The 20476-nt window shown below is 61.2% G+C and carries 12 protein-coding genes and 1 tRNA gene; 2 read left to right on the top strand and 11 right to left on the bottom strand.

The window, feature by feature from the left end; all coding sequences use genetic code 11:
• Positions 1–149: 149 nt before the first annotated feature.
• The 5 genes from MESAU_RS24770 to MESAU_RS31570 form a co-directional block, all read right to left on the bottom strand.
• Entirely contained in the window at positions 150–983 is an 834-nt protein-coding gene (locus MESAU_RS24770; RefSeq protein ID WP_245262900.1) for a GGDEF domain-containing protein, read from the bottom strand.
• A 66-nt stretch (positions 984–1049) separates the two neighbouring features.
• Positions 1050–1712 (bottom strand): thermonuclease family protein, encoded by a 663-nt coding sequence (locus MESAU_RS24765; protein WP_015318763.1) that lies wholly within the window; start codon positions 1710–1712, stop codon positions 1050–1052.
• A gap of 46 nt (positions 1713–1758) precedes the next feature.
• On the bottom strand, positions 1759–2868 hold the full coding sequence (locus MESAU_RS24760; RefSeq protein WP_245262899.1) for a type 1 periplasmic-binding domain-containing protein: 1110 nt from the start codon (positions 2866–2868) through the stop codon (positions 1759–1761).
• Between the two features lie 120 nt (positions 2869–2988).
• Complete coding sequence (locus tag MESAU_RS24755) at positions 2989–3357, bottom strand: hypothetical protein (protein ID WP_015318761.1); 369 nt, start codon at positions 3355–3357, stop codon at positions 2989–2991.
• A 72-nt stretch (positions 3358–3429) separates the two neighbouring features.
• Complete coding sequence (locus MESAU_RS31570) at positions 3430–9501, bottom strand: beta strand repeat-containing protein (protein WP_015318760.1); 6072 nt, start codon at positions 9499–9501, stop codon at positions 3430–3432.
• Between the two features lie 323 nt (positions 9502–9824).
• On the opposite strand from MESAU_RS31570, the gene MESAU_RS24745 reads away from it, so the two are divergent.
• On the top strand, positions 9825–10778 hold the full coding sequence (locus MESAU_RS24745) for a transglutaminase-like cysteine peptidase (RefSeq protein ID WP_015318759.1): 954 nt from the start codon (positions 9825–9827) through the stop codon (positions 10776–10778).
• A 132-nt stretch (positions 10779–10910) separates the two neighbouring features.
• Here the strand turns inward: MESAU_RS24745 and MESAU_RS24740 are convergent, their stop codons facing one another.
• The 6 genes from MESAU_RS24740 to MESAU_RS24715 form a co-directional block, all read right to left on the bottom strand.
• Positions 10911–11552 carry a ribbon-helix-helix domain-containing protein gene (locus MESAU_RS24740; RefSeq protein WP_015318758.1) on the bottom strand — a complete coding sequence of 214 codons (642 nt, stop codon included), beginning with the start codon at positions 11550–11552 and terminating at the stop codon, positions 10911–10913.
• The gene (locus tag MESAU_RS24735; protein WP_015318757.1) at positions 11542–12831 is read right to left on the bottom strand and encodes an HlyD family type I secretion periplasmic adaptor subunit; all 1290 of its coding nucleotides are present in this window, start codon (positions 12829–12831) and stop codon (positions 11542–11544) included. Before MESAU_RS24735 ends, MESAU_RS24740 begins: the two co-directional genes overlap by 11 nt.
• 50 nt (positions 12832–12881) lie before the next feature.
• Positions 12882–15014 carry a type I secretion system permease/ATPase gene (locus MESAU_RS24730; protein ID WP_015318756.1) on the bottom strand — a complete coding sequence of 711 codons (2133 nt, stop codon included), beginning with the start codon at positions 15012–15014 and terminating at the stop codon, positions 12882–12884.
• Positions 15015–15050: 36 nt separating this feature from the next.
• On the bottom strand, positions 15051–16499 hold the full coding sequence (locus tag MESAU_RS24725) for a TolC family protein (RefSeq protein WP_015318755.1): 1449 nt from the start codon (positions 16497–16499) through the stop codon (positions 15051–15053).
• Positions 16500–17016: 517 nt separating this feature from the next.
• Positions 17017–17091: transfer RNA gene (locus MESAU_RS24720), tRNA-Gln, on the bottom strand.
• A gap of 127 nt (positions 17092–17218) precedes the next feature.
• Positions 17219–17563 carry a VOC family protein gene (locus MESAU_RS24715; protein WP_015318754.1) on the bottom strand — a complete coding sequence of 115 codons (345 nt, stop codon included), beginning with the start codon at positions 17561–17563 and terminating at the stop codon, positions 17219–17221.
• A gap of 223 nt (positions 17564–17786) precedes the next feature.
• On the opposite strand from MESAU_RS24715, the gene ppdK reads away from it, so the two are divergent.
• Positions 17787–20465: a pyruvate, phosphate dikinase gene (gene ppdK / locus MESAU_RS24710; RefSeq protein WP_015318753.1), complete on the top strand. Its 2679-nt coding sequence runs from the start codon at positions 17787–17789 to the stop codon at positions 20463–20465.
• Positions 20466–20476: the final 11 nt, after the last annotated feature.

Below are 20476 nucleotides of genomic sequence, written 5' to 3'. Positions count from 1 at the left end.
AGGCTGGCGTCCATGGCCACGATTGCATAAGCCGGCTTCGAAAAGCAACGAGCCAGTCTCGCGATCACGAGGGGATCCCAAGGCGTGCCCGCCCGTTTGCCGGGCAGGGCACGCCTTCCGCCTATTGGCGACGGAATGCTGCGGGCTCGTCAGATTGAAGCGCGTTGAATACGCGACAGTCCAAAACCGCTTTTGCCCGACAAGCTCTCTTCGGCAGGCCGGAACATGTCCTCGAAGTCCAGGTCCTGCTCGAAAACCACGCCCCCGACGGACACGGCCAGGATCTCCTCGGCTCCCTGAGGGGCGAAATAGACCTGCGAGACAGTGGCACGGATACGCTCGCCAACCGTCCTGGCTTCGGCCTCGCTCGTTCCGGGAAGGAACACACCGAACATGGAGGCACCTATGCGGCCGACGACGTCTTGCGAGCGCACGCAAGACCGGATGGTTGAAGCGATCAGGCGCAAGGCCTCGTCGCCCCAGTTCAGGCCGAAGCGCAAGTTGATGGCGTTCAGGTGTTCAGGATGAATGACCAGGAACGCGCCCGATCGCTCGCCTTGTGGGGAAGACCTGATCGCCCGTCTCTCGATCAGCGACGTGAAGACCCTCCCGTTCAGGCAACCGGTCAGCGTATCGAAGGTCGCGGCCCGGTTGAGTTCCCGCCGATAGCGACGTATCTCGGCCAGTTTCAGGCCTATGAACACAAACAGCGGCAGGCAGATCACCACAGGCAAAAGTGTTGCCGTGATCATGCCGCGCCCGAAAGGCGTCAGCGCCTCGCTGAACAACAGCAGATAGTTCAGGACGAGGGACACGCACAGGCTGCCGACGGTTCCAAGAAATGCCAGCCAGGCAATGGTCTTCCATTCATGATGGACCTGGACATCAGCTGCTGCATTGCTCATCGTCGATCTCCGTTCGATCGCCAAGCATAAGACCGGCAAGTTACGATTTCGGTTTCGAAGAACAATACAATTTGACACGTTGGTTAGATCGCCAAGCTTCTGAACGGAGGATGCTGCCCTTTGTGGCGAATCCGGTGCTGTCGCCTATGGCGGGCCGAAGATTCCCATCTCCGCCGCCCTGGCTGTTGCTTCGGCCTTGCCATAGATGCCGCTCGGCAAGGCCAGCGCCCAGCCATTCGATACCAGCCAGGCACCGACATCCTGTTTGCCCAGCCTGCATGTCACCGCGACAGGGAAGCGGTCGACCACCGGAGGCACGAAGCAGTTCAGCGCTCGCCCGCGCATCCAGTTGTTGAAAGCCGCGTAGGCCCGCTGTCCGCATGGCCACGCGCTCTCGTGAAACAGGCAGACCCTGTCGGTCTGGACGCCCTGGGTTCCACTGATGAACAGTTTCCGCCCCATGGAGTCGAAACCAGCCGACGACGTGGCCACTGGATCGTAAAGCAATGTTTCCCGCCAATCCCTGGGCATCCATGACTTGGGGCGTGATGCGAGGCCGAGGTCGCCAAGCGGCAAACGAGGTTCCACCCGCTCCATCTCCGATCCCTCGATCTGCGGCGGTGCGATGAGATCCTCGGCAATCTTGCGGGCTGAGTTGACGATCGATCGAGCCGGATGTCGCGCGACGTCATCGCCGACGTCAGGGGCTGGGTCGGTGAGGCTTCGTTCGACGGGGAACAGGGTCGCTGCCTTGACCAGCAGCAGGATGCCGATGACAAGCTCGAGGCCCGCGAGCGCGATCATCATGCGAACGCGCCCCCGATGTCCCATCGGGCCGCCCGCGTCCAATTCGCTAGAAGCTGGACGTCGATTTGGCAACCAGTTTGAGCGCACCTTTTTCAATCCGGTAAAGCGGCATTGAGCGTTCGCTGGATCCATCCGCGCGGAACCTGAACAAGCCGGTCGATCCGCGAAAGCCATTCGGGTTCTCGAAAACCTGCCTGTTGAAGCCATTGGGTCCGGCAGCGCTCGCGATCCCCGCAGTAAGGGCGACCATATCATAGGCATAAGCGACATTGACGTCGGCCTGGTAATTGAAGCTTGCCTTGAAACGATCCGAAATGGGGCCTGTTTCATGTTGGTCGAGTGTCGCGATAAAGGCGCCTTCGAAAAGCGGACTGGTCGGGTGCTCCAGCCAGCGGTTCGTGCCAACCACGGAGGTTGATTTTCCAGGGATGCCTTTTGCCTTCAGGGCGATCAGGATTGGCGATGGATTGCTGTCGCCGCTGGCGACGATCACGGCGTCGGGGGCGTCAACCAGCGAGCCCATGTCCGCGACCGCCTTTGCCGCGCTGTCGGCGCTCGTATAGGGGATGGTGATCGCAAGTGCGGCGCCGTACACGCTGAGGCTGTTGGCGACGTGTTTTTCGGCAATATCGGCACCCGCGCCCGCTGGCACCAGGAGGACGAATTTCTTACCGCCCTTGGCCGCGATTGCGCCGGCGCCCGCCGCGGCGCTGTCCGCCTCGCCAAGGCATACCGCATAGACGCCCGGGCCGCCGGCAAAATTGTCCGCGAGAGCCAGAACCACCGGCCGGTTCGAGCCCGACAGTTTCGCGACATGCTGCGCCGCCGGCAGTTCGGTCGGACCGATGACCACTTTCGCTCCCGAAGTTATGGCCTTTACCGCCAGTTGCTGGGAGTAAGCCGCGTCTCCCCTTGTGTCCTCGACGGTAAGCGTCAGCAGGGGATTACCGAGGTCCGTCATGGCGAGCTTGGCGGCGTCGAGCATCTTTTTGCCGTTTTCGCCCGCTGATCCGGAAGCGGACAGCGGCAGCAGCATGGCGACTTTCGTGGGTCCCGTGCCGAGGGACTGCGTCGCCTGGCTTGCGTTTGCCACAGCAACAACAGCAGCCGGCTGATTGGCGACCTGGATGGCAGCGGGGTCGAGCGCGTCCGACACCGAGCCTTTGGATTGGCAGCCGAGCAGCGATAGCGCCAGCGCGCAAGCGACCACCCATGTCCGCAGGCGGTGAACCTGCCGGTCAGATTCCATTTTCTGCCAGCGCTTTCGCTCTTGCGGTCAGTTCATGTACTCGACCATGCGGTCGTGAAAACACTCGCATTTATTGAGCGTGTCTTCGTCCTTGTAGTTGGTCTTCAGGTAGCCGTAAGCCATGCCGCAGGCGACCTTGGCTTCCGATGCCCAGACGAAGACCGGCCGGGATGAATGGATCCATTCCGGGCTGTTGGCGACGGCGACCGACTCGTCCATCAGCTTGACGACCTGTTTCGTGAGGTCGACCGTGTTGTCGGTCAGCACGAGGTTGGAGGTTCCAACGGTGCGGCAATAGTCGGCCACGGGTCCCTCGATGATGTCGGCGGCAAAGCCGGTCGATCCCGCCAACAGCAGCGCCGTGGCCGAAATCAGTAATTTTGAACAACGCTTCATTTAAGTCCCTCTCCAAACTGCGGTATTATGTTTCGCTAATATGTAGCATGAGAGAACGGCCGCGCATAAGTGCTAAATCGTGGCCGTGTGCTGTGTGTGAGCCGTGTCGTCGTAAATCAGACTGATGGTGCCGGCGACAGGTGCGTTCTGCAAGACGGCGACGTCGACGAAATTGGCGCCACCGGTTGTACCATTGGCGTCGACGCTGAGCGTGTGTGATGCCGAGTCGTATTTCACGAAGTCCCCGATATTTGCCCCTGGACCTGTTTCAAACAGGGATGACAGGTCGATCTTGTCGCCTTGTGCACCACTGTAGTCGGCGATGAGGTCCTTGATGTCCAACCCGTCGAGCTTGAATGTGTCGGCGCCCGTGCCGCCGGTCATGGTGTCCTGGCCGGCGCCGCCGATGAGAAGGTCGTTGCCGGCGTTGCCGTTGATCGTATCGTTGCCGGCGCCGCCATAGAGCACGTTGTTGCCGCTGTCGCCATTCAGCGTGTCGTTGAAGTCCGACCCGATGATATGAGGCGCCGCCAGCGTCGAAGTATACAAATGGGAGTCACCGGCCAGATCTGACGAGTGATTCTGGATGGTTTGTCCCGTCGGGCTCAAAGTGATACCGATGGTGCCCGCAGCTGTGTCGTTATCGCCATCGACAACACTGACGGGAAGATCGAAGCTCACCGGACTGTTTGTCGAAGCTGCCGCGCCAAAATCTCCGAGTTTGAACGTGTCACCCGACTCGTAACCAATCTCGAGACTGTTATACCCATTGGCCGTGTAGGTGGCTATTGAGGTGTTCTGCAGGATGGATCCGACCACGGCCTCGTATTGAGTTCCAGGAGCGGCACCGTCGACGAAATGCACTGTAAATACGTGACCGCCAACCGTGACGTTCGTCGTTGTGGTGCTGATCTCGGCGAACGTCACCAGCTTGGTCTCGCCGTTGTAGCTCAATGCGACCGCGGTAACAGAATCCTGGACGCCGTCGCCAACCTTTACGTTCCCATCCGGATCGTCGAAGGCGGCGAAGCGAGCCGCGGACTGAGATGAGATACCGGTGAACTTCGCCGACGCGCCGTTCGTAGTATAATGTCCTTCGAAGAGATGGGTCGAGGGCGACGAGTAGCTGCCGTTCGGAGGGTTGCCGGTCAAATCTACGACGAAGTCAAGGCGCATTTTCTCACCTGACCCAACCGAATTGCCACCGCTGACGCCGCCCTCATTGGCGTTAGTGTTCAAAGTTCCAGAGCTGACTCCGCTTTCTATGGGCGTAAGCAGCAGATCCTTGCTGTCGTCATTGGCCGCCGTATTGAAGCCTGCCCAAGCCCCGTTGCCGCCAACGAAATCATAGCCACCTCCGTTGAAATCCACAGTGGTTATGCTGTCCACAGTTCCGTTCATCTCGACGGAGTAGGAAGCGGTCGCCGGGTTGAGCGTAATGACAAACACGGATGTGGCGCCGGCCAGACCCGTGAGCGTGTGGCCGTCGGCTGAGACGTCGTACACGATCGAAACGCCGTTTGAGGTCAGTCCGCTTGCCGTGCCTTCGAGCGACGTCGGGAAGATGACTGTTCCGCCATCAGCGCCGTAGTTGTTGGTAAGTATCCCGTCGATATCGAGGTCGAACGAGACGGCCGCTCCTGCTCCGTTTGCCACAACTGCGGAGGCCGGAGATATTGCCGTCGGCAAGGCATCGTCGAAGCCGAGGTTGCCGCCCAGGTCGGCGCTCACCGTCGAGGTCGCCTGGTCGTTGTCGCCATCCGTCACCGTCGCCGTCGCCGACAGCGTCACCAGGCCATTGGCAAGGTCGATGTGGGCGTTGTTGTTGGTGGTGTCGAGGCTCTCGGGCAGGTGGTCGATCTGCTGATACTGCGTCAGCGTCACCGTGCCGGCCGCATTGACGGAGATCATGAAGACATCGCCATGCGTGGCCGTCGTGCCGACGATGTCGTTGCCCACCTTGGACAGCGTGATTGCCTCACCCTGGCTGGTCAGGCCCGAATTCTCGCCGGGAGCTGTCACCGACAGCGTGTAGCCGCTGATCACCGTCGAACCGGCGCCATCCGCGCCATAGCTCGGCGTCACCGCCCCAAGGAAGGCGGCCGCGAAGCTTGCGCTCGCCGTGTCGGTATTGTTGCCGATCGTATCGGCGTCCTGCGTCACAACCTTGATCGCATCGCCGATCGCCGCAACCGACAGCGTCGGCAAGGCATCGTCGAAGCCGAGATTGCCGCCCAGGTCGGCGCTCACCGTCGAGGTCGCCTGGTCGTTGTCGCCATCCGTCACCGTCGCCGTCGCCGACAGCGTCACCAGGCCATTGGCAAGGTCGATGTGGGCGTTGTTGTTGGTGGTGTCGAGGCTCTCGGGCAGGTGGTCGATCTGCTGATACTGCGTCAGCGTCACCGTGCCGGCCGCATTGACGGAGATCATGAAGACATCGCCATGCGTGGCCGTCGTGCCGACGATGTCGTTGCCCACCTTGGACAGCGTGATTGCCTCACCCTGGCTGGTCAGGCCCGAATTCTCGCCGGGAGCTGTCACCGACAGCGTGTAGCCGCTGATCACCGTCGAACCGGCGCCATCCGCGCCATAGCTCGGCGTCACCGCCCCAAGGAAGGCGGCCGCGAAGCTTGCGCTCGCCGTGTCGGTATTGTTGCCGATCGTATCGGCGTCCTGCGTCACCAATGTCAGGGCGCTATCCGCAACCGTCCCGACCGTCACGGAAGGGCCGTCGTCATTGAAGGTAATGGTCAGCGTGCCCGGTGCCGTCGAGCCGTCCGCATCGGTGATCACATAGTCGAGATCGACGGTCGCATTGTTCTCATCGTTCGGGCCTTGGGCCTGAAGCACGTTGTCGACCAGCGTCACCGTGTAGGCGCCAGTTGCCGGGTCGGTCACATGCACCGTGAACAGGACGCCACGAGGGCCTGTCGCGGTCAGTGTGTCACTGCCGGCGTCCCAGCTGTAGGTCACGTTCTCCTGGCCGACCGTGCCATTGGTGCCATCCAACGTTGCGAACGAGAAGCCGTTGGCGCCGGCGCCGTCGCCACCGACGCTGCCGCCGAGCGCTCCGTTATAGGTCTTTTCGCTGGCACTGAACGGAACCTCGCCGAGATTGGCGTCGATATCGCCCAAGGTGCTAGCCGGATTGCCGCCAGCAAGCCCGTCATCGTCAACCGCAGCCGTAGCCGTGCCGCTTGTCGGCGTATTGGCGTCGGTCACCGCAAAGGTGATACCGGCCGTTGCAGTGTCGCCGTCGCCGTCAGTCACCGTGTAGGTCGCCGAAGCCGCACCGGTGCCGAGAACCGAACTGTCGGCGGTGAAGGAGTAGTGGCCGTCAGCCATGACCTTGATCGAGCCATCGCCGATATCGATCGCCTGCGAGTAGCCGTCGTTGCCGAAGACCAGCACAGTAGAGCCGATGTGCGTCACCGTGGCGCCATCGGCGCCGGCCACGAAGTCCAGCGTGCCAGTGATCGTCGCACCCTCGGCAACATTCTGCGAGGCTTCGTCATGCGCCGTCGGCACGTCGTCGGACACCGTCACGTTGACGGTGCCGGTCGCCTGAGTGCCGTCGGTATCGGTGGCAACCACGCCGACATGGCCCAGATCGACCAGGTCGTCGAGATTGATGCCGGGATGCGCGTCGTAATTGTCGTTCAGCGTCGCCGTCACCGTCGCCACATTGTTAGCGACCGAGAGATCCAGCGTCACCACGGTCACGGCGCCGTCCTTGCCCACGACCTGGGTGTCCGACACCCGGGTCCAGGTCAGGTTCGCGGTGTTCAGGCCGCCCAGGTCTGTGCCGAAGACGACCGAGGTGATCGCGTCCGAGCCCGGCGTGAAGGTGATCGAGTTAGAGGCAGAGTCCGGACCGAGTGGCGTCGAGCCGTCACTCAGGTTCTGGTCGTCGAGCGCCAGCGTGATTGGAGCGCCCGCGGTCGGGCCCGCGCCATCCGTGATCGTGAAGGCGATGTTGGCCGTCGAAGTGTCGTGATCGCCGTCCGTCACCGTGTAGGTCGCGTTGACCGCCACGGCACCGCCGCTGTTGTCGACCGAGGCATCGGCCGTGAACGAGTAGGCCCCGTCGGCCTTCACCTGGATGGTGCCGGCGCCGATGTCGATCGACTGCGAATAGCCCGTGCCGGGATCGAAGGTCAGCAGCGTACCGTTGACATGCGTCACTGTCGCGCCGTCCGCGCCGGCCACGAAGTCCAGTGTCCCCGTCACCACCGGGGCACCTTCCACAACCGCTTGCGAAGCCTCGTCATGGGCCGTCGGCACGTCATCGACGATGTTGACGGTGAGCGTGCCATTGGTGCTCTGGAGATCCTGGTCGGTCAGCGTGACAGTGAAGTTCTCGAACAGGCTGTTGGTGCCCTGGACAGAGGTATGTGTCTCGTTGTCGTTGAGCGTGTAGGTATAGCTCACCTCGCCGGTGCCGGCATTGTAGGCCGTCACCGTCAGCGTGTTGCCTAGCGTCGTCGTGAACGAGCTGGCGGTGAACACACCGTCGGTGATGAAAGCGTGGCCATCGATCGACAGATCGTGGATGCCGTCGGGCGAGGAAATGGTGAAGGTGCCGGGGCCGGTCTCGGCCGTGCTTGCCGGATCGGACCCGGGGCCACCAGGCGTGCCGACATTCAAAGCCGCTTCGTTGACGATGACGTCGCCGCCATTGGCTTCCGGCGTCAGGTTGGCGACTACAGGCGTCGAGTTGCCGATCGAGATCGTCAGCGTGGTGTGCGAGGTGTCGCCATCGCCATCCTTGATCGTGTAGGTGAAGACGTCGTTGACGCCTCCGGGTGTGCCCGCATCGCGCACATAGGTATAGCTGCCGTCGCCGTGCAGCGTCAGCTTGCCATATTCACCTTGGATCGGGCTGTTGAGTGTGGTCGTATTGTCCAGAGCGACATTCGTCGTCCCCTTGGCAACGCCCACCACCGTCGCGCCGTCGGCGCCCTGGATGTCGGCAACGCCGTCCGTCGTGTTGGCGTCGCCCGCATCCGTGCCGCCAGCCAGCACATTGCCCGTCGCGGGGCCGAACTGGCCGGCTGCGATACTGTCGGTGTCGGCAACCGCCGTCGGCACGTCGTCGATGATGGCAACGGTGAAGGTCGTGCTCGCCGTATCGCCGTCGACATCCGTGACGGTGATGCTGAAATTGTCCGGAACCGTATCGTTGGCGTCGTATCCGGTCGTGTTAACGGGATGCGTCACCGACTGGGTGACAGTGTAGTCATACTGGATGGCACCCGTGCCAGGATCGAACGACAGGATCGTGATGTAGCCGAACTGCCCTGAAATTTGCTGGCCGACGCCGGTCACGGTGGTGCCGTTGATGACGATCGAGCCGATGCCATCGGGTGCGTCGATGCTGATCGTCCCGACGCTGGAAGTTTCGGAGTTGGTCGGTGCCTCGCTGCCCGGCGATTGTTGCGCGCCGCCATCGAGTCCGGTTTCGCTGGCCGCCTGATCAGGGTTGGTCAGCGACATGGCCACGACGGAGACGCCTCTGTCGACCAAAGAGGGAAACAGCTCATGCCGCTCGAGCTGCCCAAACTGCAAAGCCGTCGGCGGCAGGAGCGCCGACAGGCCGAAGCCGTCGCCGATCCCGCCGGCAGGCTGTTCGAAATTCCCGCCGGCGCTCGAGGTCGTGCTGCCACCGGCCGATATCGAGCCGTCCGCGCCAAAGGCGACATCGACATGGCTCGCTTCCAGCGCTGCGATCAAGGCCACGCGCGGCACTTCGACGTCGCCGATGATGAAGGTCGGCACATGCAGGGCACCGTCCTTGATGACGATGACCGAGCCGTCCGCCTGCTCGAGCACGAGGTTGTGGCCGTCGACCTTGATGTTGTCGATCGAGACATTGGCGGGAAGTTTGACGACGTTGCTTGCGTCCGCGACGTATTCGTGCGGGGCGTTTGCCGCTGGCGGTGCTGCCGCTGGCGCGCCGCCACCGACATCGACCGGCACAGGCTCGGCCGCGGCCGGCGCTGTTTGGACCGGTGCCGCCGCTTGCTCGGCGGGCGCGGCTTGCGCCACCACCTGGGTCGGCGCTGTCAGGTCGTGATGATCGCTGGAGACGGAATGCTCGTCCCACGAGTTCGAAAGATTGTCCAGTTCAATACTGTTCGCCATAGCTTAAACCCCTCCGGTATTTCCCGGATAGAGACAGGCGGCAGCTTGACTTTGCAACGGTCCGTCAATCCATTCTATATATTTGGATATGCCTTCGATGACTTTTTTTACGCTTGGTAAACTGTGAACATATAATCAGTTATATGTTGTCTGGAAGGCATAGCGCTTCGCCATCGGCGGCGCGGAAAACTTGGTAAATATAAGTATAAATACATGTAAAATTTTACTAAAATCAGCAAAGTGAATTCGTAGGAAACTTATCCATCTTCCTTTCCAGTAATTTGAGACAAAATTGGTAGCGTCCACAGTCAAAGGTGGGCGTCATGAAAAAACAAAAGAATGCTCCGGGGAAGTGCAAGCTCAAGCTGCTTCTGCTGGCGGTGGGGATAGCCGGCTCGGCGCAGCCAGCCCTTGCCGGACCCGTCATCAGGAATTTCATGCCCGAAACAGCACTGCTTGGAGCGGTCCAGGCGCCGCTTGGCCTCGGCGGCATTTCGCTGCAGAGATACCAGCCCTGGCAGCCGGCCACCCCCTACCGGATCAGCCTTGTCCTGAACGGATATGGTCCCGTTTCCGTTCAGGACGGGTCCAGCGCCTCGATGGCGCAAGAGGGCAGGGGTATCGACCCGATGCAGACGGCGTCGATCATTCCGGGCGTTTTCGGGTCGGTTGCGCTGTCCATGCGCAATTTTCCCGTTTCGGCGCGTTGGGCACCGGTCTACCGAGCCATAACCGCTTGCACCGCGGGCAGCCCCTGTGATCACGAGAGCCCGGCCTTCGCGGCCATGGTCTCGGGCGCCCAAGGCAAGGGGTTCGTCGAAAAACTGTCGTTCATCGACAGCGGCATCAACCACCTGATCGCCTATAAGAAGGACAGCGTCGTTTACGGCAAGCTTGATTACTGGGCGAAGCCTTCGGAGATCCTCGCCAATCGTGCCGGCGACTGCGAGGACTTCGCCATTCTCAAGATGACCGCGTTGCTGAGGGCCGGCATTCCGGCACGCAGCATGTCGCTCGTCGTTCTCCAGGACCGCAAGCGGGGCTTCTTCCACGCCGTGCTTTCGGTCAGCACCGCAAGCGGCGCTTATATTCTCGACAGTCTCAACGATACGGTGCTCAAGGACAGCGCCCTTCCGAATTATCAGCCACTGTACTCGTTCAGCACCGACCGGGCGTGGATCCACGGGTCCAAGTCGGGGGACGCCCAGATGGCCGATGTCAAGGGCGGTTTCGCAACCGTCGCCCCTGGCGAAGGCCTCCAGGCGGAAGTCAAGTAAGGGCCCGCGCGCCGGCTTTCTTGTCCTGGTTGAATGGCGGAACAATTCCTGGAAAAGTCTATTGTTGGTTTTCCGGCGGAATCGCGTCAGCAGATAGGGCGGTTCGGCGTTTGCGTGAAACGATGAACGGCGCTAGCCGTTGAAGACGAAAGCCATCAGCAATTCCAGGTCCAGCACCGGCGCCCGCACCACGTTCAATTGGCCCCGGTAACGGCGTTCGCCGGCTCCAATCACAAATCCGCTCGCAACGGCAACATCGCCATTGGTGTCGAGGCGGGCGAATATATCGGCTACGTTGAGATCCAGCGCCAGCTTCAGGTCCTGGCGCGTGTCTTCGTCGAATGCCGCCGGCAATTGTCGTTTGACCAATTGCTGGAACGGCGCATTGAAGGTCACGATCTTCTTCGTCGAGGCCAAGGCGAAGGCCGGCGACGGGCAGGCAAGCAGAATGGCGTTTATCGTCCTGATCGATGCAAGCCTGCGCAAATTCAGGTTCTCGCGCCCCAACTCGCGTATGCAGGCCACCCGGATTGCCGAGGTCAAGTTTCCTTTCTCCGCGTGACCTTCGGCGATCTCGTCGACCAGCATGCCGATCGTGCATTTGCGGCTCTCAGCCATCTGTTTCAGCGAAACCCAGAAAGCCCGTTCCAGCCGAATGCCGCGCCGGATACCGCCGCGCGCCACGACGCGGAACTCAAGTTCGAAGTCTTCTGTCGGGAGTGGCAGAAGCAAGCGGTCGCTCGGGGTCACGGGAGAGGTGGCGCTAGCGCTCACTCATTGCCTCCTGGCGGGCTTTGTTGATCGGCTTCAGCAGGTAGCTCAGGATCGTCTTGCGACCGGTCTTGATATCCACGGAACAGATCATGCCGGGGATGATCGAATATGCCTTTCCGTCTCGCTCCAGCGTCGATCTATCGGTTGAAACACGCACCTGATAGTAGGGCTCGCCCGTCTTCTGATCGACCAGGCTGTCGGCGGTTATGTTTGAAACCTTGCCCTCGATGCCGCCAAAGATCGAGAAATCGTAAGCCGTGACTTTGATCAAGGCATCCTGATCTGGGCGGATAAACGCGACATCGCGGGGCGAAACACGTGCTTCGACCAGCAATGTCTCGGAAGTGGGCACGATGCCGGCCACGACAGTACCCGGCTGGACGAAGGCGCCGACGGTGTTCAGTTCCATAGTGTTGACGATGCCGTCCACCGGCGAGCGGATATCCGTTCGCGCGACCTTGTCGGTCGCGCCGCGAATGGTTTCGTCCACCACTGAAAGATCGGCCAAGGCCTGCGTCAGGTCATCGAGCGCTTCCTGCTTCAACTGCAGCCCGAGTTCCTCGACCTGGAGCTGCGCCTCGGTGATCGCCGACTTGCCCTTCTTTATCGTCTCGCCGGCCAGGTTCAATTGGCCGTTGAGTTCGGTCTGTTCCTGCTCGACCTTGAGCTGCTCGGTCCTTGCCATCAGACCTTTCTTGACCATCGCCTCGACCAGCTTCGCCTGCTGGTCGCTCACAGCCAGGTTTTTTGTCAGGCGGTCGAGATTGGCGTTCGCCTCGTCCAGTTCTTTTTCGCGCTGGTCGAGTCGCGACTTGAGCACCGACAGCTTGTTGTCGAAGTTTTCGCGCCGGGCAACGAGGAGATTTTGTTCGTTGTCACAGATTTCCGGCGCCACGGATTGGATGTCCTGCGGACAGGGAAACGATCCGGTGATGCTGCCGCTCTGTTCGTATTTGAGCCTGGCGATGCGTGTTTGCAGGGCCCGCGCCTTGGCTTGCTGTTCGCCGAGGCTGGATGTGTTCAAAGTATTGTCGAGACGGATAATAAGGTCGTTTTTCCTGACGACCTGCCCCACCTTCACGGCGATTTCCTGAACGACGCCCGGCTCGCTGGCTTGAATGACCTGGGTCTTGGAGGCCGGTATGACCTTGCCGTCGCCACGCGCGATCTCGTCGACCTCGGCGAAGGACGACCAAGCGACAAAGGCGGCGAAGAGCGCCCCTATGATGAATATGGACGCCGTCGCGAAAAGCGGCGGGCGGTCTTCCCTGGCAAGCATTTCCCACGCCCCGTTATCATATCGGTTTCAGCCCGATATAATTTGTTCATTCAGGAATTCGTTCTCTGCAGCGCCTGAATGACTTGTTCTTTTGGCCCGTCGGCAACTATCTTTCCTTGTTCGATAACAATGAGGCGATCAGCCAATTCGAGCATGCTGAAGCGATGCGTCGAGACGATCAGCGTCGTGTTGTGGTCGAAAGCGGTCTTGAGTTGCTTTATCAGTTGCCGTTCCGACGCCAGATCCATCGAGCCGGACGGTTCATCCAGAAAGACGATCTTCGGCTTGGTCAAAAGCAGCCGGGCGATCGCCACCGTCTGTCTCTGCCCGCCGGAAAGATTGGTGCCCCGCTCACCGACATTCATGTCGTAGCCACGCGGGTGGCGAGACACGAACTCGTCGACGCCGGCGGCTTTCGCGGCTTCGATGATTTGCTCGTCGGTCGCCTCCGGAGATGCCATCAGCAGGTTCTCCTTGATGGTGCCCGAAAACAGATCGCCGGCTTGCGCGACGATGCCGACGGCGGCGCGCACCTCTGACGGGTGATACTGGCGGATGTCGATGCCATCCAGCAGCAATTCGCCGGAGCTTGGCAGAAAAAGCCTGCCGATCAGGCGTCCCATCGTCGTCTTGCCCGATCCGATGCGGCCGATGATGCCGATGCGCTCTCCCGGCCTCACCGAAAAGTTGAGGCCGGACAGAACCTCGTTTTCCGATCCGGGGTAGACGAAGCCGACATTCTTGAACGTCATCGCGCCATTGCGAATCGGACGATTGACGAAGCCCACCGTATCCGGCCGGTCCTCCGGCTGGGCCATGATGGAATTCACCATTCTCAAGGAGAGCATGGCCTGGCGAAATCTCGATAGGGTGATCGCGATCTGGCCGAGCGGAGCCACGGCCCGGCTCGCCAGCATCACCGTTCCAATGATGGCTCCTGTCGAAACATGCCCTTCCGAAAAGGCGTAGGCTCCAGCCACGACCAGGGCGACCGTCACAAGCTGCTGGATGGCCTGGGTGATGTTGCCGGCCGCCGCCGAGAGCTGCTTGATCTTCTCGGAAGTGTTGGCCGCATTCTTCGAATGCTCGCCCCACTTCCTCAGTAAATAGGCTTCGGCGCGCAGCGACTTGATCGTTTCCAGCGTGGAGATGGACTCGACCAGCAGAGCCTGGCGCTGGGAGGCTTCATTCATGGAGGCTGCGACCCGTTTGCCGATGCGGCGTTGCGTGACGAGGCCAACGACCACCGACGCCACAAATGCGAGGGCCGGGATGACGACCAGCCAGCCGCCGATCGCGTAGATGACGAGCAGGAAGATGAAGACGAAAGCCGTATCGATGAACACGCTGATCGTGTTGGAGGTGAAAAATTCCCTGACGAACTCATATTGGGTGACGCGGTTGGCATATTCGCCTGTCGAGCCCGGGCGCGCGGACAGGGATGAATTCAGCACCTTCTCGAACAGCAGATACGATATCCGCAAGTCCGCCTTGCGCCCGGCATAGTCGATGAGCGAGGCTCGGGCCGTTTTCAAAAGCAGATCGAAGAGAATGACGGCGCCGATGCCGATCGCCAGCACCCAAAGCGTCGATATCGCCTTGTTCGGCAATATGCGGTCATAGACATTCATGGTGAAGATCGGCGAGGCGATGGCCAAAAGATTGATGAAGATCGCCGACAGCACGACCTTGGAATAGGTGCGCCAGAAAGCGCCCATCGTCCCCGTCAGCCAATGGCGCCGCTCGATCTGCTGCGCCGACCCGACCTTCATGCCCTCGGTGGCGTTGGCATAGGTGATCGAGAAGGATACGCCGCCACTGATGTAACTTGCGGCCAGCTCGGATTTGCCGACAGTCGTGCGCCCGTCTTCCTGCGGGGCCGTGAGATACCCGTCGCCGTCGGTTTCCGCCAGCAAGGCGATCGGCAACTGACTGACACGGAAGAGAATTGCCGGAAGATCGACGCGACCGCGCAGGAAGTCGCGATGGTTGAATTCCTGGGTCTCGAGACCGATGCGCTCGGCAAGATGCCGGATCTCGGTGACCTCGATGCGCGTGTCCGAAATCGGCACTCCGGCAAACAGCACGGTTTCGGCGCTCGGCCTGCCGAGATAGGCAGCCACCGCCGAAAAGCAGGCCTTGAACGCCTCCTTGGGCGACAGAATATGTGGCTGCTGATTCACGACCCGCCCGCCAGAACCCTCAACACCCCTTACGGCTCACTTCTTCCTGACAGGGGCGAGGATATCGAAGGGCAGGTCGTTCTTCTGTTCCGACGGGGTCCGTGCATAGGTTTCGGTGTCTGGGATCTCCGGAACCGCGAATTCATCCTTGGCGTAGGCCGCGGCCTGCTTCGGCGGCTGGATGTCCATCGTTTTCAGCAACTGCCCGGTTGCCGCCAGAAGTCGGTATTGGGCAAAGAGGGATGCGTAGGACGCGGTGTCCGCCAGCGTTGCTGTGTTGAACCGCGTATTCTGCGCATCCAGCACATCGAGCAGCGAGCGCTGTCCGACCTTGAACTGCTCGCGATAAGAGGCAACCAGCTTCTCGTTGGAAGCGGCTTGCAGCTTCAGGGTCTTTGCCAGGTCGGCTTGCCGGAAGCGGCGATCCCACGACGTGCGAACGGCTTCTTCGATCTCCCGCAGAACCTGATGCAGCCCAAGCCGCTGTTCGCTGGCGCGGCGGATCTGCTCCTGCTCATTCGCTTTGTCGATGCCGCCCCGATACAGGTTCCACCGCAGCACCACCCGTGCCTGCAGATCGGACGTGTCTCCATTGTCGCCGTCAATGTCGTATCCGGCCCGGGCAACGCCTTCGGCGACGACCGACGGGCCGTATTTCGCCCGAGCGGCGTCAACCTGCGAGCCCGCGGCGGCGATATCGCTATTGGCCATGTGGACGCGCGGGTTGTTCTCCCGCGCAATGCCCAGCGCGTCGTCCAGGGACCTTGGCAGTGCAGAGGAAACGTCGCCTGGCCGCGATGCATTGGTCAGCGGTTTCCCGACGGTCTTGAAGAAGCGTATTCTCGAGGCCTCGAGTTCCTCGGAAGCCTCCTGCATGCGGGCCTTGGCCGCAAACAAGCGCTCCTCGGCCTGTTGCCGGTCGGCTTCGTTCAATCCGCCGCCTGCTATGCCTTCCCTGATGTCGTGGAGAATCGCTTGGTGAAAGCCCAGATTCTTCTTTGCCTCGGCCACGATCGAGGCCTGAAGCATGTATTCCAGGTAATCCTGGACGACAGACAGCCCGATGAACTCAGATCGCTCCAGCACGCGGAATGAGGCGCCATCCACTCGCGAGGCTTGACGGTTGAGTTCGGCTCGCCTTGCGCCACTATCATAAAGCGTTTGCGAAACCGTCAGATCGGTCTCCGCGGGATAAAGCGCATCGTGCTCGATGGAGAGCGCGCGGCGGGAGGAGTTGTCCAGGCGGCGAGCACCAGCGGATGCCTCCAGGTCGACGCTTGGAAGATAGAGCCCTTTTGCTTGCCGCAGTTCGAACTCGATGGCCTCGCGGTTTTCGATGGCCTGGCCGATTTCCGGGTTGGATTCCACCGCGACCGCCATGGCTTCCTTGAGTGTCAGCGCATGCGCGCCCCAGCAGCTCAGCATGGTAGCCGTCATCAAGAGACCAACGCCCATGACCTTGGTCGACAGACCTGTCGTCTTCATTTTCCCACCCACGTTTCCCCGCGCTTTTTAAGAGCGCCCCAGCCGGGCTTGGCGCCTGACCTTGCCACTATCTTGCAAATTAACGTGCGCGTTTCATTATTAAGCTGTGACTAAATCATAGAATTTAGGCAGACGGTCAAAAAATGTAGCAAAAATAGCACACATTTGGGACGCCGGCGGGATCAAATGCCGGTATCGAAACTTGAAGCCCCGAGACAAGATATTGAAGATGGGCAACAGCAAGCCTGTTCTGGCATATGCCGATGAGTACGCATGTCCGCAAACAAAGTTGCTCTCGCGGAGGCAATAAGGCGCGTTCAACAGCTCGGGTGCAGAAGGATTTGGTCCGGCCCACCCAGATTGACGACATGTTCTGGTCGCGCTTTCATCCGCTGTGGTTTGCGAGATCGCTGACGCACTGCCGAGCGTGACACTTCTTGGTTAAGTCTAGGCTGCAGAGTGTTTGGATCAGGGCTTATTCGGTGCGCGCTTCGGTCTCGAATGGACCGTCTGCGCTTGGCTGGGGCGCCAGGATTCGAACCTGGGAATGTCGGTACCAAAAACCGATGCCTTACCACTTGGCGACGCCCCAATAGCCGTCAGAGTCGCTGTGCGGCGCGTTATTAGCAGAGCAGCCGAAAAGCACAATGCTTATGAATGACCGCGAAGACGCTCGGCTGACCAGCGGTGCAATCGGCGCTAGGTGATCCACAAGCGGACTAGTGGGACCACACAGCCAACTCGTTGCCGGCTGGATCGACGAAGTGGAAGCGTCGGCCGCCGGGGAATGAGAATATCCGCCTGACGATCGTTCCGCCGGCGCTTTCGACGGCGCGAAGGGTTTCCTCCAGATTGTCGCTGTAAAGCACGGGCAACGGCTTGGCCGGTGCTTCCGCGGCATCGGCCTGAAAGCCGCCATCCAGGCCCTCGGCGAAGGCCGAATAGGTCGGCCCATAATCTGTGAAAGACCAAGCGAAGGCGGCGCTGTAGAAGGCCTTCAACCGATCCAGCGTGCCGCCGGTCGCCGGCATTTCCAGATAGTCCAGTTTTCCAGGCTGTTTCATGGCGCACCTCTTGTTCCCTTTATGTTCTAGACGTCGAGCCGTGAGGTGGCAAGTCTTTTTGCCACAGGCCCAGGCGGAGTTTTTTCTTAATCGATTGTAGCGGCCGAACGGCTTGCCGACGCCTTGCCTTTCGCACTGCAGCATCATATCGCTCCAAAGTCGGGCACGGATGGAACTTTGCGTTTCGCCAATCTTTCCAATCTCCTGCAACCGGAGAGCAAGCATGACCAAATGGGTTTTCACCTTTGGCGATGGTGCGGCGGAAGGCCGTGCCAGCGACAAGAATCTGCTGGGCGGAAAGGGCGCCAACCTGGCCGAGATGTGCAGCCTGGGGCTGCCAGTACCGCCGGGCTTTACGATCACCACCGAGGTCTGCAATGCCTATTATGCCAACGGTCGCACCCACCCGGCGGGATTGGAGGCTGATGTCGCAGTCGCCCTCGACCATATCGGCCGGCTGACTGGCCGCCGGTTCGGCGACCCGTCGAAGCTGCTCCTGGTTTCGGTGCGTTCCGGCGCCCGGGCGTCGATGCCCGGCATGATGGACACCGTGCTCAATCTCGGATTGAACGACGAGACAGTCGAGGCGCTGGCCGCCGATTCCGGCGATGCGCGCTTTGCCTATGACAGCTACCGCCGTTTCATCCAGATGTATTCCGATGTCGTCATGGGCCTCGATCACGAGGTGTTCGAGGAAATCCTGGAAGACCAGAAAGCCAGCCTCGGCCACGAGCTCGATACCGAACTGACGGCGATCGAATGGCAAGGCGTCATCGCGCTTTACAAGGCCAAGGTCGAGGAGGAACTCGGCAGGCCGTTCCCGCAGGATCCGCACGAGCAACTCTGGGGCGCGATCGGCGCGGTGTTTTCAAGCTGGATGAACAACCGGGCCATCACCTACCGGCGTCTGCACGATATCCCGGAAAGCTGGGGCACGGCGGTCAATGTCCAGGCCATGGTGTTTGGCAATATGGGCGAGACTTCGGCCACCGGCGTTGCCTTCACCCGCAACCCCTCGACCGGTGAAAAAATGCTTTATGGAGAGTTCCTGGTGAATGCGCAGGGCGAGGATGTCGTCGCCGGCATCCGCACGCCGCAGAACATCACCGAGGCGGCGCGCATCGCGGCCGGTTCCGACAAGCCTTCGCTGCAGAAGCTGATGCCGGATGCCTTCCAGTCCTTCGTCACCATCTCCGACAGCCTGGAAAAGCACTACCGCGACATGCAGGATCTCGAATTCACCATCGAGCGCGGTAAATTGTGGATGCTGCAGACCCGGTCCGGCAAGCGGACCGCCAAGGCGGCGCTCAGGATCGCGGTTGAAATGGCAAGGGACGGCCTGATCACGAAGCAAGAAGCCGTCGCACGCATCGATCCTGCTTCTCTTGACCAATTGCTCCACCCGACCATCGACCCGAAGGCCGCACGAGACATCATCGGCGTCGGGCTGCCGGCGTCTCCGGGGGCTGCCACCGGCGAGATCGTCTTTTCTTCCGGCGATGCCGAGGATCTGAAGACGCAGGGGCGCAAGGCGATCCTGGTGCGTATCGAGACCAGTCCGGAAGATATCCATGGCATGCATGCGGCCGAAGGCATCCTGACCACGCGCGGCGGCATGACCAGCCACGCCGCGGTCGTCGCGCGCGGCATGGGCAAGCCTTGCGTGTCCGGAGCCGGCTCGCTGCGCGTCGACTACAAGGCAGGCACGCTGGTCTCGATGGGGCAGACCTTCCGCAAGGGCGACATCATCACCATCGACGGGGGCAACGGCCAGGTGCTCAAGGGCGCCGTGGCGATGCTGCAGCCGGAATTGTCCGGCGATTTCGCCGCCATCATGGAATGGGCGGACGCGGTACGCCGCATGAAGGTGCGCACCAATGCCGAAACGCCGCTCGATGCCCGCATGGCGCGCTCCTTCGGCGCCGAGGGCATCGGGCTATGCCGCACCGAGCACATGTTCTTCGACGGCGCCCGCATCGTCGCCATGCGCGAGATGATCCTGGCCGACACCGAGAAGGATCGCCGCGCGGCGCTGGCCAAGCTTCTGCCCATGCAGCGCTCGGATTTCCTGGAGCTGTTCGAGATCATGGCCGGCCTGCCGGTGACGATCCGCCTGCTCGATCCGCCGCTGCACGAATTCCTGCCCAAGACCGAAGCGGAAGTCGCCGAAGTCGCGGCCGCCATGAACGTGTCGGCAGACAAGCTCAGGCAGCGCACCGAGGCCCTGCACGAATTCAACCCGATGCTAGGCCATCGCGGCTGCCGGCTCGCCGTCTCCTACCCCGAGATTGCCGAGATGCAGGCGCGCGCCATTTTCGAGGCGGCAGTCGAGGCCGGCAAGAAAGCCGGCGCGCTGGTCGTCCCCGAGATCATGGTGCCGCTGGTCGGTCTGGCGAAGGAACTCGATTTTGTGAAGGCACGCATCGACGCCGTCGCCAAGAGCGTCATGGACGAGAGCGGCGTCAACATCGATTACCTGACTGGGACCATGATTGAGCTTCCCCGCGCGGCGATCCGCGCCCATGTCATTGCCGAGTCGGCCGGGTTCTTCTCCTTCGGCACCAACGACCTCACCCAGACCACCTTCGGCATCTCGCGCGACGATGCCGCCTCCTTCCTGGAGACGTATCGCCAGAAAGGCATCATCGAGCAGGATCCGTTCGTTTCGCTCGACATTGAGGGCGTCGGCGAACTGGTGCGCATGGCGGCGCAGAAGGGCAGGGCGACGCGACCCGATATCAAGCTCGGCATCTGCGGCGAACATGGCGGCGATCCCTCGTCGATCCGCTTCTGCGAGGAGGTCGGGCTCGACTATGTCTCCTGCTCGCCCTACCGCGTGCCGATCGCCAGACTGGCAGCGGCGCAGGCTGCAGTGCAGACAACGACCACGGGGCGTGGATAGACCGGTCCGAG

Origin of the sequence: Mesorhizobium australicum WSM2073 (assembly GCF_000230995.2) — a bacterium.
Taxonomy (GTDB): Bacteria; Pseudomonadota; Alphaproteobacteria; order Rhizobiales; family Rhizobiaceae; genus Mesorhizobium; species Mesorhizobium australicum.
This window is presented reverse-complemented; position numbering and strand designations above follow the sequence as displayed.

Excerpts from the sequence above, each read along its gene's own strand:
- MESAU_RS24765 (WP_015318763.1), bottom strand. The coding sequence starts at position 1,712 with ATGATGATCGCGCTCGCGGGCCTCGAGCTTGTCATCGGCATCCTGCTG.
- MESAU_RS24755 (WP_015318761.1), bottom strand. The coding sequence starts at position 3,357 with ATGAAGCGTTGTTCAAAATTACTGATTTCGGCCACGGCGCTGCTGTTG.
- MESAU_RS31570 (WP_015318760.1), bottom strand. The coding sequence starts at position 9,501 with ATGGCGAACAGTATTGAACTGGACAATCTTTCGAACTCGTGGGACGAG.
- MESAU_RS24745 (WP_015318759.1), top strand. The coding sequence starts at position 9,825 with ATGAAAAAACAAAAGAATGCTCCGGGGAAGTGCAAGCTCAAGCTGCTT.
- MESAU_RS24735 (WP_015318757.1), bottom strand. The coding sequence starts at position 12,831 with ATGCTTGCCAGGGAAGACCGCCCGCCGCTTTTCGCGACGGCGTCCATA.
- MESAU_RS24725 (WP_015318755.1), bottom strand. The coding sequence starts at position 16,499 with ATGAAGACGACAGGTCTGTCGACCAAGGTCATGGGCGTTGGTCTCTTG.
- MESAU_RS24715 (WP_015318754.1), bottom strand. The coding sequence starts at position 17,563 with ATGAAACAGCCTGGAAAACTGGACTATCTGGAAATGCCGGCGACCGGC.
- ppdK (WP_015318753.1), top strand. The coding sequence starts at position 17,787 with ATGACCAAATGGGTTTTCACCTTTGGCGATGGTGCGGCGGAAGGCCGT.